This window comes from Amycolatopsis palatopharyngis (assembly GCF_003385185.1).
Classification (GTDB): domain Bacteria; phylum Actinomycetota; class Actinomycetes; order Mycobacteriales; family Pseudonocardiaceae; genus Amycolatopsis; species Amycolatopsis palatopharyngis.
In genome coordinates this window covers 1-14,405 of sequence record NZ_PQHZ01000057.1, presented here as the reverse complement: position 1 = coordinate 14,405, position 14,405 = coordinate 1, and the positions used below count along the sequence as shown (strand labels likewise).

The following is a 14,405-nucleotide window of genomic DNA, read 5'->3' as shown; positions in this document are numbered from 1 at the left end:
GCCAGGATTCAGATCCCCGAGCTCGCCGTAGATCGTAAGTTGACTGACGAATCAGAAATGACGAGGATGTCGTCATGCTCAGGTCGACACCACCGCAGCCTGCTCTGCCCACGTTCGTCCCCGTTGTCGTGATCGGTGCCGGTTACGCCGGGCTCTCCGCGGCGCTGGCCCTGCACGACCACGGTGTCCCCGTGCTTGTGCTGGAAGGTGCCGACCGGGTGGGGGGCCGGATCTGGTCACAACGGACTCCGGCAGGAGTGCTGATCGACCATGGCGGCCAGTGGGTCGGTCCGACTCAGCACAAGCTGCTGGCCCTGGCCGGCCGCTTCGACTGCGCCACGTTCCCCACCTGGGACGCCGGTGAGCATCTCGAGGCATGGCAGGACGGCACTGTGCGCAGGTACCGAGGTGACGGGCCGGACGACGCGCCGGGCGCGGCCGAGTACCACGAGGCCATGGCCCGGATCGACGCCATGGCCAAGGAGGTGGACCTGTCGGACCCGGGGTCCGGGCCCACAGCCGGGGACAGGGACAGCGAGACCGTGCACTCGTACTTCCGCCGGACCGTCGCCTGCCCTGCCGCGCGAGTCCGGCTGGACCTGGCCGTGCAGGGTGTGCTGGCGATGGAACCGAGGGAGGTTTCCGTTCTGCACCTGGCGTTCTACGTCGCGAGTGCGGGTGGGTTCGCCCAGTTGATGGAGACCAGGGGTGCGGCGCAGGACGCCCGCTTCACCGGGGGAGCGCAGGCGCCGGCTCGGGCCATCGCGGAACACCTCGGGGATTCCGTCCACCTCGGTGTACCGGTCACGGCGGTCGAACAGCGATCGGACCTCGTAGAGGTGCGGACCGGGGCAGGGGTCGTGCGGGCCCGCCATGTGGTGGTGGCGACGCCGCCACCGGCGACGGCAGCCATTCGGTTCCTTCCCGCACTGCCCGCCGCGCGGGCGCGATGGATCCAGCGCAGCGTGATGGGGGACGTGGCCAAGGTGCACGTGGTCTACCCCCGCCCGTTCTGGCGTGCCGCCGGGCTCTCCGGCGTCGCATCTGTGTACGACGAATCCACGTTCGGAGTCGTGTTCGACAACTCTCCGCCGAACGCGGACCGGGGAGTGCTCGTGGCGTTCAGCTACGGGGACCGGCTGCGGCGATGGTCCGCACTGGGGCCGGGGGAGCGGCGGGCCGACGTGCTGAGGACGCTCGCGCGGCTGTTCGGGCCCGCGGCCCGCGAACCCATCGACTATCTCGAGAAGATCTGGCCGGAGGATCCGTGGGCACGGGGCGGCTACGCGGCCAATCCCGCCCCCGGCTCATGGCTGGCGCACGGACGAACGGGGTGGCGCGAGCCGTGCGGGCGGATCCACTGGGCCGGCGCCGAGACGGCAAGCAGGTGGAACGGCTATATGGACGGCGCGATCTCCTCCGGCGAGCGGGCCGCCGGCGAGATTCTGCTCGCGCTTGCCGAGCGGGCGTCCCGGTCGGGCTAGGCTCAGCCGCATGACCCCTGCCGCGCTGAAAAAGGTGTGCCTGGGACTTCCTGGCGCCAAGGAGGAGTTCCCGTTCGACGCGTCGACCAGCGTGTTCAAGGTCGCGGGAAAGATCTTCGCGCTCAGTGCGCTGGCGGGCGACCCGCTGGGAGTGAGCCTCAAGTGCGATCCCGATATCGCGATCCAGCTGCGCACGAGCTACCCGGCGATCACCCCCGGCTACCACCTGAACAAGCGGCACTGGAACACCGTCGTCCTGGACGGCACGGTGCCGGACCAGTTGGTGCGGGAGATGATCGAGGACTCCTACGACCTCGTCGTCGCCGGACTGTCCAAGCGGCAGCAGGAGAAACTGCACTGGATAGGCCTAACCCGCAACCTCTGACCCCCACCCCTTACAAGCTTGGGTTGTCTGCAAGTACGCCCAAGCAAGATCAACAAGGCCGTTTTCCGCTACCCACTGCCGGTGGGTTGATGCCGGGGTCGGTAGCGGTTGGCGACGCTTCTGATCTTGCTTGGTGGTACTTGCAGACACCCCAGCCCTGGAGGTGAGGCGGGCTCAGGCTTGACCGATGTAGCTCATGACGTGCTTCACCCGGGTGTACTCCTCGAAGCTGTAGGAGGAGAGGTCCTTGCCGTAGCCGGAGTGCTTGAAACCGCCGTGCGGCATTTCCGCGGTGAGCGGGATGTGGGTGTTGATCCACACGCACCCGAAGTCCAGCCGCCGCGACACCCGCAGCGCACGGGCGTGATCGCGCGTCCACACGCTGGACGCGAGGCCGTACTCGACCGAGTTCGCCCACTGCACGGCCGTTTCCTCCGCGTCGAATCGCTGCACGGTGATGACCGGTCCGAAGATCTCGTCGGTGACCATCTCATCGCCCTGGCGCAGTCCGGACACAACCGTCGGGGCGAAGAAGAAGCCGCGCTCGCCGACCCGGGAGCCGCCCGCGACCACCTCGGCGTGTGCTGGGGCGCGGTCGAGGAAGCCACTGACCTTCTCCAGCTGGGCAGCGCTGTTCAGTGGTCCGTAGTCGGCGCCGGGGTTGTCCGGGCCCGCGGTGACCGTCTTCGCCGCCTGCTCGGCGAGCGCGGCCACCAGTTCGTCGTGGATACCTGAAGCGGCCAGTACCCGGGTGGCGGCGGTGCAGTCCTGCCCGGCGTTGAAGAACCCCGCCGCGGCGATACCTTCCGCGGCCTTCTCGACGTCGGCGTCGTCGAACACCACGACGGGTGCCTTACCGCCGAGCTCCAGGTGCAGCCGTTTGAGGTCGGCCGACCCCGATTTGGCGACCTCGAGACCCGCTCGCGTGGAACCGGTCAGGGAGATGAGCCGGGGGATCTTGTGCTCGACCAGTGCCCTGCCGGTGTCGCGGTCGCCGGCCACGACGTTGAGTACCCCGGGCGGCAGGAACTCCGCGGCGATCTCGGCGAGCAGCAAAGTGGACATCGGTGTCGTGTCCGCGGGCTTGAGGACGACGGTGTTTCCCGCTGCCAGCGCCGGCCCGATCTTCCAGGCGGCCATCGCCATCGGATAGTTCCACGGGGTGATCTGCCCGACGGGCCCGATGGGTTCGCGGCGCACCCAGGACGTGTGGTCGGCCATGTACTCACCTGCCGCCTTGCCCTCCAGATGACGTGTGGCGCCGGCGAAGAACCGGAGCGCGTCGAGGACCTGGAAGATCTCCTCGTCCTTGGTGAGCGCGGCCGGCTTGCCGCAGTTCTCGACCTCGGCCGCCACCAGGTCGTCGGCGCGGTCCTCGACGGCGTCGGCGAACTTGTTCAACGCGATCTGCCGCTCGGCGGGCGTGGTGTCGCGCCAGCCGTCCTCGAAGGCCGAGGCGGCGGCCTTGAACGCGTCGTCGATGTCGGCGGCGGCGGACACCGGCGCCTGCGCGAACACCTCGCCCGTCGCCGGGTTGACGATATCGGCGGTGCGGCCGTCGGCGGCATCGACGTAGTCGCCGTTGACGAAGTTGCGCAGGTGCCGGTTCTGCTGGTTCGGAGTGGGCATTGGGTTGCTCTCCTTCGGATCGTGCCGCACGGGGCTGGTTGGCGGCGTCTGGGAACGGCGGGGTCGCGGCATCGTGGTCATCGGCGCGGATCTGCCGAGGAGGATCCCGCCGCCGAGTCGTCGCCGGGCAACTCTGGTTACAGGTGTGCCCAGCCGTCGGTGAGCGCGGTGCGCAGGATCTGTTCGATCTCGTCGAAGTGGGACTGCTCGCAGATCAGCGGCGGCGACAGCTGGATGACCGGTTCGCCGCGGTCGTCCGCCCTGCAGTACAGGCCGTTGTCGAACAGGCTTTGTGAGACGCGGCCGCGCAACACCCGCTCGGATTCCTCTGCCGTGAACGATTCCTTGGTCACCTTGTCCTTGACCAGTTCGATGCCGTAGAAGAAGCCGGCTCCTCGGACGTCGCCGACGATCGGGAGGTCGGTCAACTTATCCAAGGTGGACCGGAACGCCTGCTCGTTGGCCAGCACGTGGCCGTAGATCCCGTCGCGTTCCATGATGTCCAGGTTGGCGAGGGCGACCGCGCAGGAGACGGGGTGCCCGCCGTAGGTGGAGCCGTGCATGAAGGTGTTGGTGCCACGCCGGAAGGGCTCGGCCAGCCGGTCGCTGACCATGACCGCGCCGAGCGGGGCGTAACCGGAGGTGAGCCCCTTGGCGGTGGTGATCATGTCGGGCTGGTAACCGTAGCGCTTGGCGCCGAAGTCGTGGCCGAGCCTGCCGAAGGCGCAGATCACCTCGTCGGACACGAGCAGCACGTCGTAGGTGTCGCAGATTTCGCGGACCCGCTCGAAGTATCCGGGCGGCGGCGGGAAGCAACCGCCGGTGTTCTGCAGCGGCTCCAGGAACACCGCGGCCACGGTGTCCGGGCCCTCGAACTCGATGGCCTGCGCGATCTGGTCGGCGGCCCACCTGCCGAACGCCTCGTAGTCGTCGCTGTGCTCGGGAGCGCGGTAGAAGTTGGTGTTGGGGACCTTCAGCGCACTGGGCACCAGTGGCTCGAAGTCCTGCTTCGCGCCGGGGAGTCCGGTGATGGACAACGCGCCGGCCGAGGTCCCGTGGTAAGCCAGCGAACGGCTCACGACCTTGTGCTTCGTGGGCTTGCCGGTGAGTTTGAAGTACTGCTTGGCGAGCTTCCACGCCGTCTCGACCGACTCGCCGCCACTGACCGTGAAGAACACCTTGTTCAGGTCACCAGGGGCGTCGTTGGCCAGCCGCTCGGCCAGTTCGATGGCGGTGGGGTGGGCATGTCCCCACAGCGGGAAGTAGGCCAGCTCGCGAGTCTGCTTGGCCGCGGCCTCGGCGAGTTCCTCGCGCCCGTGCCCCACCTGCACGGCGAACAGTCCGGCGAGGCCGTCGAGGTAGCGCTTGCCCGTCGAGTCCCAGACGTAGGCGCCTTCGCCGCGCACCATCACCGGGATGTCCTCGGCGACGTCCGCGTGTCGCGAGAAGTGCATCCACAGATGCTCGTGCGCGGAGGCGGACAGGCGCCGCGCGTTCACTGTGTCGACGTCGCTGGTAGTGGTCATGACTCCCTCACGTGGTGTGCCGGTGCGCCGGTGTGTCGGTACGTCAAAGCTGCGGCCGACTGGCGCTTCCGCCACTGTTATCGCATACGCAAGGGCTTTACGCAACTAATTTAGTGGTTCAGTCACCTGGTTCCCCACTGATACGACTGCTTGTGCAGCTTCAAGTAGCTCATGGTCTCGAGGTCGCGGACACCGTCGAGCGTGCGAATTCGCCGGGACAGCACGTCGAGGAGGTGGTCATCGTCCTGACAGACCACCTCGCACAGCAGGTCGAAGCGGCCCGCGCAGATGACCACATAGTCGATCTCCTCGATCTCGGCGAGGGCGTCCGCGACCGGCTCCAGTGGACCGTGGACCTTGATTCCGACCATGGCCTGCCGGAACATTCCGACCTGCATCGGATCGGTGACCGCGACGATCTGCATGACGCCGTTCTGGATCAGCCGCTGGACGCGCTGGCGAACGGCGGCCTCGGACAGTCCGACCGATTTCCCGATCGTGCCGTACGGGCGCCTGCCGTCCTCCTGTAGTTGCTCGATGATCTTCTTCGCGGTGTCGTCCAGGATCTCGCTCTGACGGGCCGGTTTCATCTGTGGTTGCACAGACGCATCATCGCGATCACCCTGATCCGGCGCCAACTCGGCCCTCCCTCCGAGATTCGCGACGGAGAACGTCAGGGACTGCTGAAAATCACAAGGTGAAGCCGAAGCGCAACTAATTTAGTGGAGCATGCCGGTTGACAGTACTGAATCCGTGATGTTCCATGCCTCACATCCCAGACCGACGCGAAGGTGGTTGAGCGAACGCATGACCAATATGGCGCCTGCCGGAGCGGGCCCCTCCACCGAGGTGCTGATGCCGGCCGAGTGGGCTGCGCACGAACGAACCTGGATGGCCCTGCCCCCACCGAACTTCACGTTCGGGGAGGAGGGCGACCCGGCGCTGAGCGAGGCCAGGCAGGCCTGGGCCCGGGTGGCCAATATTCTCGTGCGGTACGAACCGGTGAGCCTGCTCGTCGGCACCGGGCAGGTCGAGACCGCCGCGGCGCTGCTCGACCCCGCGATCGACATCATTGAGACCCCACTGGACGACGCCTGGGCCAGGGACATCGGGCCCACGTTCGTGCGGGACGAACGGTCGCCGACCGGGCTGACCGCCGTCGACTGGGTGTTCAACGGCTGGGGCGCACAGGAGTGGGCTTCCTGGGACAACGACCAGCAGGTCGCACGCGAGATCGCCACCTTGGCCGGGCACCCGGCGCACTCGTCGCGGCTGACCATGGAAGGCGGCGGGCTACAGGTCGACGGCGAGGGCACGGTCCTGCTCACCGCCACCGTCCAGCTCGACCCTCACCGCAATCCCGGGTGGACCAGAGAGCAGGTGGAGGCCGAGGTGCATGCGCGTCTTGGCACGAACACCGCGATCTGGCTCCCGCGTGGTCTCACACGGGACTACGACGAGTTCGGCACCCGCGGCCACGTCGATCTGGTAGCCGCGTTCCTCCGGCCCGGGGTCGTGGCCGTGCACACCCAGACCGATCCCGCGCACCCGGACCACGAGGTCTCCCAGGAGGTCACCGAACTGCTACGAAACAGCGTCGACGCGCGAGGACGCAGGCTGCGGGTGGTGGAACTGCCCGCGCCGGAGACCGGCGTCGACGCCGAAGGCCGGCCGCTCGACCACTCCTACGTCAACCACTACGTGGCCAACGGAGTGGTTCTGCTCTGTGCTTTCGACGACCCCCGCGACGCTGTCGCCGCCGAACTGCTCGGCCGTGCCTACCCCGGCAGGGAGATCGAACTCATCGACGCCAGGACCATCTTCGCCAACGGTGGCGGCATCCACTGCGTCACCCAGCAACAACCCGCATCCCGCCTGAGGAGCGCCCCATGCGACTGATCACCGCCGAGATTCCCGAGTCTCCGGCCAGAGCCGCGGATCCTGTCCGTTCCCCGCTGACCGTCGGGCTCGTGCAGACCCGTTGGCACAGCGACCCCGACGAACACCTCGGTGTCCTCACCGACGGCCTCCGCACCGCGGCCGAGGCGGGCGCCCAGGTGGTCTTCCTGTCGGAGCTGACCCTGTCCCGGTACCCGGCCGACACCCGGCCGGACGGTGACGCGACCGTCACGGCGGAGGACCTGCACGGCGGGCCGACGTACACGTTCGCCGCGAAGGCCGCGGCGGACAGCGGCGTGGCGGTGCACGCCTCGCTGTTCGAACGCGCCGACGTGGCCGACGACGCGCAGGCCCCGGACGGTCTCGGCTACAACACGGCCATCCTGGTGGCACCGGACGGCACGCTGCTCGGCCGGACCCGCAAGCTGCACATCCCGGTCTCGGCCGGGTACTACGAGGACCACTACTTCCGGGGCGGGCCACCCGGGCCGCAACCGTATCCGGTCGTCGACCTCCCGGATGTCCGCAGTGGACAGACGGCGGCCCGGCTCGGCCTGCCGACCTGCTGGGACCAGTGGTTCCCCGAGGTCGCGCGCGCCTACTCCGTCGCGGGTGCGGAGGTGATCGCGTACCCGACGGCCATCGGATCGGAACCGGACCACCCCGGTTTCGACACACAACCGCTCTGGCAGCAGGTGATCGTCGGAAACGGCATCGCCAACGGCACCTTCATGGTCGTCCCGAACCGCTGGGGCGACGAGGGCATCGTCACGTTCTACGGATCGTCGTTCATCTCCGACCCGTACGGCCGGGTCCTCGCGAAGGCGCCCCGCGACGCCGACGCGGCCCTCGTGGCGCCGCTCGACCTGGACCAGCGCCGGGACTGGCTGACGCTTTTCCCGTTCCTCGACACCCGTAGGCCGGACACCTACTCCACACTCACTGACCCACTCAGGAGATGACATGGACGCGACGGAGTTCGACGGGGAACTACAGCGGCGACTGGCCGTGCTGGAGGATCCGGAGTACCACGACCCGGCACGGGCCGACCTTCCGGCGCGGGACCTGATCGCCCTGCTGGTCGCCGCGGTAGTGCTGATCAGCGCGATGCTCGCCTGGGGGTACCCGTGGTAGCCGCGGCTGACCGGCCGGCGCCGGAGCCCGGCGCCCAGACGTCAACGGCCGCCGGGTTCACCGAACTTCCAGTACTGCGCGGCGAGCGCATCTGGGGGTTCTGGCAGTTCACGTCGGTCAACGTCGGACTGGCGATCGCCACCTGGGCGTTTCTCACCGGCGGCACGATCGCGTTGTTCGCCGGGGTCAAGACCGCGATCGTGGCCACCGTGATCGGCAACCTCGTCGGAGCCGGACTCGTCGCGATCACCACCTGCCTGCCCTCGGCCAAGTACGGCGTCGAGCAGTACACCTCACTGCGCACCGTGTTCGGCGTCAACGGCGTGCGCGCACTGATCGTCGTGATGATGCCACTGGCCTCGGCAGGCTGGAACGCGGTACTCGCGGTCATGTTCGGGCGCGCCGTGACCAATGTGCTCAACGCTGTGCTTGGCACGACCTTCGATCCCAACGGTCCCATGGTGATCGCGATGTCACTACTGGCGCTGGTAGTGGCCTGGCTGACCCTGGTGCGCGGGCCGGTGTCCATCGCGTGGATCAACAAGATCGTCGCACCCGTGCTCGCGGTGATGACCGTGGTGATGCTGATCATGATTCTGACTGGGCATTCCTGGAGCGAACTGAGCGCGGCGCAGCCCATCGCGGCGTTCGCCGACGAGAAGCTGAACTTCGCGGTCGCTCTGGAACTGAGCTTCGCGACCGGGTTCTCCTGGTGGACGATCATGGGCAACCTGGCGCGGCTGACCACCAGCCAGCGGGCCGCGTTCTGGCCGAATCTGATCGGCATCTTCCTCGCCTCGGTCGTCGCGGGTGTGGTCGGCACCTTCGCGGCACTGGTGCTCGGCGAGGTCGATCCCACCGTGTGGATGGTGCCGCTCGGCGGCGTCGCGCTCGGTGCCCTGGCGCTGCTTTTCATCGCCTTCGCCAATGTCACCAGCATGGTTTCGCAGACCTACTCGGGTGCACTGGCGATCATCCGGGCCGGGGGGAGCAGGGTGCGCGGTATTCCGTGGCCGTTGTTCGCCGCGCTGCTGCTCGCACCGTCGGCGATCGTGGTGTTCTGGCCCGCGGCCCTGTATGACAACTTCTTCAAGTTCGTCGCGTGGATCGGGTTGGTCATGGCGCCGCTGACCGCGGTGTACCTGGTCGACTACCACCTGCTCCGCAGACGGCGGCTGTCGATGCGCGATCTCTACCTGCCCGAGGGCGTTTCCAGGTACTCGTTCTGGTGGGGAGTGAACCCGGCGGCGTTCATCGCGGTCGGCGCCGGCGCAATCACCTACTACCTGCTGCTGAATCCGGTCACCTTCGAGTCGGTGCCGATGTTCCGCTACACCACCGCTTCGCTGCCCGCCTTCGCCGTGACCGCCGTGACCTACGCGGCGCTCACCGTCGCATGGGTCCGCCGGGCCGGGAAGGGCGGCTACCGGGAGATCCCGGTCCCCGAACCCGTACTACGACAGGCCCCCGCCGAACTGGAGGAGATTCCGTGACGAACCCCGTTGACGAAGTGGTGTGGTTGTCGGGCGGTCGCGTGTTCACCGGCGGCCCGGACCAGACCTGGGCGGAGTCCATGGTCCTGCGCGGGCACCGCATCGACTTCGTCGGCAGCGACGACGAGGCGGGCGCATCAGCCGGACCGGGCGCGACCAGGGTGGAACTCGCGGGTAACACCGTGTTGCCCGGGTTCGTCGACGGGCACGCCCACGTGGTGATGGCGGGGGAGGCGATGCTGCGCGCTCATCTCACCGATGCGCCGGACCTCGCGGAGATCGGTGACCGGGTCCGCGCCTGGGCCGAGGACCACCCGGATGCCCCCAGAGTGCTGGGGCGGGGCTGGTTGTTCTCCTCGGTTCCAGGCGGTCGTCCGACGAAGGAGATGCTGGACGCGGTGGTGCCGGACCGGCCCGTCTACCTCGACGCCAACGACTACCACTCGGTTTGGGTCAACAGTGCCGCGCTGGCCGAACTCGGCGTCACCGCAGCCACCCCCGACCCGCCCGGCGGCCGGATCGTCCGGGATTCCGGCACCGGGGAGCCGACCGGGCACCTTGAGGAGACCGCCGCGCAGGACTTGGTGTGGTCACTGCTCGCCGAGGCGAGTACCGACGGCGACCGGGACCGGGCGCTGGCCGCGGCCAGTACGGCGTATCTGTCGAGCGGGGTGACCTGCGCGGTGGACATGGCGATGGACGAGAACAGCCTGGCCGCCATGGTGCGGGCCGAGCGGGCCGGGACGCTGAACCTGCGCGTGGTCGGCCACTGGTTCATCCGGCGTTGCCCGGACCCGGCCGACGAGCTGGCCCAGATCCGTCGCGCGGCCGAACTCGCGGCCAAGCACGACTCGGACCGGCTGCGCATCACCGGCGTGAAGTTCGTGGTGGACGGCGTCATCGACGGCTGCACCGCGACCATGCTCGAACCGTATGCCGACGGGAGCAACGCCGAGCCCATCTGGGACCTGGACGCGCTCGCACCGGCGGTGGCCGCGGCTGACGCCGCCGGGCTGCAGGTCGCACTGCACGCGATCGGTGACAAGGCGACCAGGATCGCGCTCGACGCGCTGGAACACGCGTCCCGGGTGAACGGCGCCCGCCCGCGCAGGCACCGCATCGAGCATCTCGAGTACGTCGACCCCGCGGACGTGCCCCGGCTCGCCCGGCTCGGCGTCACCGCGTCCATGCAGCCGGTACATGCCGACCCGGCGATCCGGGAGAACTGGACCGCCATGCTCGGCGACGCGCGTGCGGAGCGGGGTTTCGCGTGGCCGGAGATGTCGGAGGCGGGTGCGCGGCTGGCCTTCGGTACCGACGCGCCCACCGCCGCACACCTGCCGCTGCCGAACATCTACATCGCGAACACTCGTCGCTCACCGGGGAACCCCGCGCTGCCCGCGCTGCAGCCACACCTCACCCTGGCGCTGGCCGACGCCGTCCGGCATGCCACGGAGGACTCCGCCTGGGCCTGTCGCGCCGAGGAGTCCCTCGGCCGGCTCCGGGCGGGAATGCTCGCCGACTTCGTGGTGCTGGACCGTGATCCCTTCGAGGCCGATCCAGAATCGCTGTTGCAGGCCAAGGTGCTGCGCACAGTCGTCGCGGGCCGCACGGTCTGGGGTGAGTAGGAAACCCGTTGTACGCCTTGATGGCATGGTCGGCGCTTTGTTACGCGAACCGGCACGGCGGGGCTATCTCGGTTCTCCCGCACTTTCCCGGGAAAGTGCGGGACCACAAGCCGCTGACCTGGGAAGGCGAGGTGCAGACCTCGCACTTTCCCGGGAAAGTGCGAGGTCTGGTCACGTCCGCGACAGGCTGCTGATGTCGTGGCCGAACTCGTCGAGTACTTCTGGGGTCACGGTCGGGCGCAACCTGGCCAGCACCGCGAGGTAGTCCTCTGTGACCGGACCGTCGTCGCCGTGCCCATGCACGACGTCCCGCTCGAACGAGGACTGGGCCGCGGCACGTGCGACGTACTCGATCTCCGCGGGCGTCAGCCGGTCGCTCACCGAAACCAGTTGCTCGGTGTCCACTTCGGTACCGGACGCGTAGCGCGACCAGATCGCCCGGCGCGCCGCCTCGTCCGGTGTCCCGATGGGGATGATGTAGTCGAATCTGCCGGGGCGCAGGAATGCCGGGTCGAGCGAGCGCAGCGCGTTGGTCGCGCACACCAGCAGCCGGGTGTCGTGCTGCCGGAAGGCGGGAATGAGTTTGAGCAGTTCGTTCGTGACGCCGTGCAGCGGGGACACCGCACGCCCGTCCCGCACGGCTGCGATCTCCTCCACCTCATCGATGAACACCACGACGCGCTCGAGATGACCGATCTGCGCGAACGCATCGCGCAGGGCGGTGGCGAGCCCGGCCGGATCGCTGGACAGTCGCGACGGCAGCAACTCGACGAACGGCCAGCCCAGGCGGGAGGCGATGCCGCGGGCGAAGGTCGTCTTGCCGGTTCCGGGCGGGCCGAACAGCACGATCGCATGCGGTGGAACCACACCGTGCTGCTGCGCCCGCTCCGGCTCAGCCAGCGGCAGGATCACGCTGCGTTCGATGAGCTGCTTCTCCCGCTGCATGCCCGCGAGCCCTTCCCAGAGCCGGGACGGCAGCACGTGTCCGCCCAGCTGGTCGAGTACCGCGGCCTGGTCGGCGTCGACGGACACGGTCTTCTCGAAGTAGGCGACCGCGGGCAGTCGGCTGTATCCGGCATTGGCCAAACCTCCGGCCAGCATTTCTTCTTCGGGCAGCACGTAGGCGATGCGCCGCACTCGTCGTTCGACGAGTTGTCGTTCCAGCGCGAGCAGCAGCGCGCTGGCCAACCCCTGCCCGCGCCAGCCTTCGGCCAGCGCGAGCCGGATGATCCAGCCCCGTTCCCCGGAAACCGATGACAGTGCCGCGCCGATCACCTGCCCGCCGCGCACCGCCACGATCGCCGGGCTGTGGCCGCGCAGTGCCGCGATGCATTCGGCGAGGGAGAAGACGGACTCCTGTCCCACGGACGTCGCGTCGCAGAGCCGGACCACCGCTTCGAGGTCCTCGTCGTGGTAGTCGCGTAGCAGCCACCGCATCATGCCGGCTCCTCCACGACCAGCACGGGAGTGTCGGCGCGCAGCGTCTCGCCGCGGAAGAAGGCCGGTGCGCGCCGCTGCCAGAACAGCATCAGCACGACGCCGAGCGCGAGCACGCCGACACCGATGAGGAACACCGTGCCGACGCCGAAGACCGAACCGCCGAACCCGTACTCCGGATCCCAGGTGTCGACCGCCGTCTTGAAGAACACGAGGGTCAGCAGCACCGCACCGAGGCCGGGGAACAGACCCTTGAACAAGAAGTCGCGGATGCTGGTGGTGAGCTCCTTGCGGAAGTACCAGACGCAGGCGTACGCGGTCAGTCCGTAGTAGAACGAGATCATCAGGCCGAGTGCGTAGATCGTGTCGATGAGGACGTTCTCGCTCACCAGTGTCAGTACGGTGTAGAAGATTCCGGTGCCGACACCGGCGGCGAGGGTGGCGAACGACGGGCTGCGGAACCTCGGGTGCACCTCCGCGAAACGGCGAGGTGCGGCCTCGTACGCGGCCATCGCCAGCATCGTCCTGGAGGGCGGCAGGAACGTCGTCTGCAGGCTCGACGCCGAACTGGCCAGCACCGCGAGGAACAGCAGGATCGCCATGCCGCCGAGTACGGGGCCCGCGAGCGCGGCGAACACGTTGTCCCCGGTCTCCGGGTTGCCCAGTCCATAGCCTTCGGTGCCGATTCCGGCGAACATCTGCGCGGAGACGGCCACCAGCAGGTAGGTCGAGAGGATCACGACCATGGTCAGCAGGGCCGCCCGGCCTGGGGTCCTGGCCTCACCGGAGGTCTCCTCGTTCACGGTCAGCGACGTGTCCCAGCCCCAGTAGATGAACAGCGAAAGGGACAGGCCAGCGGTGAACGCGGCGAAGGACTGCACACCGAACGGATCCAGCCAGGTCCAGTCGAACGCGATAGCCGGGGTCGCGCTGCCGCCCGATTTGGCGAAGGCCATGATCGTGAACAGCGCGAGCACGAACATCTGCAGCCCGACCAGGACGTACTGCAGCTTCTTCGTCACGGTCAGCCCGCGATACGCGATCGCGGTGGCGGCGGCGATGAATGTCAGGCACGTCAGTACGTTGACGAGCTTGTTGTCGCCGAGCGCGGCGATCTCGGCACTGGCGAACATCTCGCCGAGCATCAGGTAGAAGAACGACACCGCGACGCCCGCGAGGTTGGACAGGACGATGATTGTGGCGACCACCGCGCCCCAGCCACAGAGCCAGCCGATGTGGGGACCGAATGCCTTGACCGTCCAGGTGAACGACGTGCCACAGTCCGGCAGGGCCCGGTTGAGCTCCCGGTAGGCGTAGGCGACGAGCAGCATCGGGAGGAAACCGGCGAGGAAGATGGCGGGCATCTGCAAGCCGACTTCGCCCACGGTGGGCCCGAGCGTCGCCGTGAGCGCGTACGCCGGGGCGACCGACGACACGCCGAGGACCGTGCTGGCGAGCAGCCCGACGGAGTTGTGCCGCAAGCCCTTCTCTCGCGGGCGGTCCTTGCGGCTCTCGGTGTTGACCATGCGCTCTCCGAACTCGTCGTGGGTCTGAGTGCCGGAAGCGTAAGTGAGGGAAGCCACTAAATCAACACTTGGAGCATGGTTATAGAACCGTATTCGTCGCCGGGGTGATCGGTAGAGACCGTTTTAGTGGCCAAAGGTGGCGTCGGTGCACGCTGCACCTCGTGCCGCCGCCGGTCATCTCCGGTGCTCCAGCGCTCGCCCCGTCCATCGCACTTTCCCGGGAAAGTGCGATGGACGGGGGTGGGGTGTGCGCAGTGGGGGTGG

General features: G+C 68.2%; 12 protein-coding genes. 7 read left to right on the top strand and 5 right to left on the bottom strand.

What is annotated here, in order from left to right; genetic code table 11:
* Positions 1-74: 74 nt before the first annotated feature.
* On the top strand, positions 75-1,484 hold the full coding sequence (locus D0C15_RS28890) for a flavin monoamine oxidase family protein (protein WP_116051288.1): 1,410 nt from the start codon (positions 75-77) through the stop codon (positions 1,482-1,484).
* A 10-nt stretch (positions 1,485-1,494) separates the two neighbouring features.
* Positions 1,495-1,869, top strand: coding sequence for an MmcQ/YjbR family DNA-binding protein (locus tag D0C15_RS28885; RefSeq protein WP_116051287.1), 375 nt, complete (start codon positions 1,495-1,497; stop codon positions 1,867-1,869).
* A 174-nt stretch (positions 1,870-2,043) separates the two neighbouring features.
* Here the strand turns inward: D0C15_RS28885 and D0C15_RS28880 are convergent, their stop codons facing one another.
* The 3 genes from D0C15_RS28880 to D0C15_RS28870 all read right to left on the bottom strand — a co-directional run bounded on the left by D0C15_RS28880 (position 2,044) and on the right by D0C15_RS28870 (position 5,614).
* Positions 2,044-3,498, bottom strand: a complete 1,455-nt coding sequence (locus D0C15_RS28880; RefSeq protein ID WP_116051286.1) for a gamma-aminobutyraldehyde dehydrogenase — start codon at positions 3,496-3,498, stop codon at positions 2,044-2,046.
* A 137-nt stretch (positions 3,499-3,635) separates the two neighbouring features.
* Positions 3,636-5,024 carry an aspartate aminotransferase family protein gene (locus D0C15_RS28875; RefSeq protein ID WP_116051285.1) on the bottom strand — a complete coding sequence of 463 codons (1,389 nt, stop codon included), beginning with the start codon at positions 5,022-5,024 and terminating at the stop codon, positions 3,636-3,638.
* Positions 5,025-5,146: 122 nt separating this feature from the next.
* Complete coding sequence (locus D0C15_RS28870; RefSeq protein WP_116051284.1) at positions 5,147-5,614, bottom strand: Lrp/AsnC family transcriptional regulator; 468 nt, start codon at positions 5,612-5,614, stop codon at positions 5,147-5,149.
* A gap of 217 nt (positions 5,615-5,831) precedes the next feature.
* Here D0C15_RS28870 and D0C15_RS28865 point away from each other — a divergent pair, with 217 nt between their 5' ends.
* The 5 genes from D0C15_RS28865 to D0C15_RS28850 are packed head-to-tail and all read left to right on the top strand — an operon-like array spanning position 5,832 to position 11,178.
* Positions 5,832-6,923, top strand: coding sequence for an agmatine deiminase family protein (locus D0C15_RS28865; protein ID WP_245976366.1), 1,092 nt, complete (start codon positions 5,832-5,834; stop codon positions 6,921-6,923).
* A complete protein-coding gene (locus tag D0C15_RS28860) occupies positions 6,914-7,885 on the top strand; it encodes a nitrilase-related carbon-nitrogen hydrolase (RefSeq protein WP_116051283.1) in 972 nt (323 codons plus the stop codon). The genes D0C15_RS28865 and D0C15_RS28860 overlap by 10 nt, the downstream gene beginning before the upstream one ends.
* Before the next feature lies 1 nt (position 7,886).
* Positions 7,887-8,057: a hypothetical protein gene (locus D0C15_RS34310; RefSeq protein ID WP_162830293.1), complete on the top strand. Its 171-nt coding sequence runs from the start codon at positions 7,887-7,889 to the stop codon at positions 8,055-8,057.
* Positions 8,051-9,550 carry a purine-cytosine permease family protein gene (locus tag D0C15_RS28855; RefSeq protein WP_116051282.1) on the top strand — a complete coding sequence of 500 codons (1,500 nt, stop codon included), beginning with the start codon at positions 8,051-8,053 and terminating at the stop codon, positions 9,548-9,550. The genes D0C15_RS34310 and D0C15_RS28855 overlap by 7 nt, the downstream gene beginning before the upstream one ends.
* On the top strand, positions 9,547-11,178 hold the full coding sequence (locus tag D0C15_RS28850; protein ID WP_245976365.1) for an amidohydrolase: 1,632 nt from the start codon (positions 9,547-9,549) through the stop codon (positions 11,176-11,178). Before D0C15_RS28855 ends, D0C15_RS28850 begins: the two co-directional genes overlap by 4 nt.
* A 171-nt stretch (positions 11,179-11,349) precedes the next feature.
* Here the strand turns inward: D0C15_RS28850 and D0C15_RS28845 are convergent, their stop codons facing one another.
* Positions 11,350-12,618 (bottom strand): ATP-binding protein, encoded by a 1,269-nt coding sequence (locus D0C15_RS28845; RefSeq protein WP_211323366.1) that lies wholly within the window; start codon positions 12,616-12,618, stop codon positions 11,350-11,352.
* Entirely contained in the window at positions 12,615-14,141 is a 1,527-nt protein-coding gene (locus D0C15_RS28840) for an APC family permease (protein ID WP_116051280.1), read from the bottom strand. Before D0C15_RS28840 ends, D0C15_RS28845 begins: the two co-directional genes overlap by 4 nt.
* Positions 14,142-14,405: the final 264 nt, after the last annotated feature.

Coding starts and splice junctions, on each gene's coding strand:
- D0C15_RS28870 (WP_116051284.1), bottom strand. CDS start 5,614: ATGAAACCGGCCCGTCAGAGCGAGATCCTGGACGACACCGCGAAGAAG.
- D0C15_RS28840 (WP_116051280.1), bottom strand. CDS start 14,141: ATGGTCAACACCGAGAGCCGCAAGGACCGCCCGCGAGAGAAGGGCTTG.
- D0C15_RS28875 (WP_116051285.1), bottom strand. CDS start 5,024: ATGACCACTACCAGCGACGTCGACACAGTGAACGCGCGGCGCCTGTCC.
- D0C15_RS28845 (WP_211323366.1), bottom strand. CDS start 12,618: ATGATGCGGTGGCTGCTACGCGACTACCACGACGAGGACCTCGAAGCG.
- D0C15_RS28860 (WP_116051283.1), top strand. CDS start 6,914: ATGCGACTGATCACCGCCGAGATTCCCGAGTCTCCGGCCAGAGCCGCG.
- D0C15_RS28885 (WP_116051287.1), top strand. CDS start 1,495: ATGACCCCTGCCGCGCTGAAAAAGGTGTGCCTGGGACTTCCTGGCGCC.
- D0C15_RS28880 (WP_116051286.1), bottom strand. CDS start 3,498: ATGCCCACTCCGAACCAGCAGAACCGGCACCTGCGCAACTTCGTCAAC.
- D0C15_RS34310 (WP_162830293.1), top strand. CDS start 7,887: ATGGACGCGACGGAGTTCGACGGGGAACTACAGCGGCGACTGGCCGTG.
- D0C15_RS28865 (WP_245976366.1), top strand. CDS start 5,832: ATGACCAATATGGCGCCTGCCGGAGCGGGCCCCTCCACCGAGGTGCTG.
- D0C15_RS28890 (WP_116051288.1), top strand. CDS start 75: ATGCTCAGGTCGACACCACCGCAGCCTGCTCTGCCCACGTTCGTCCCC.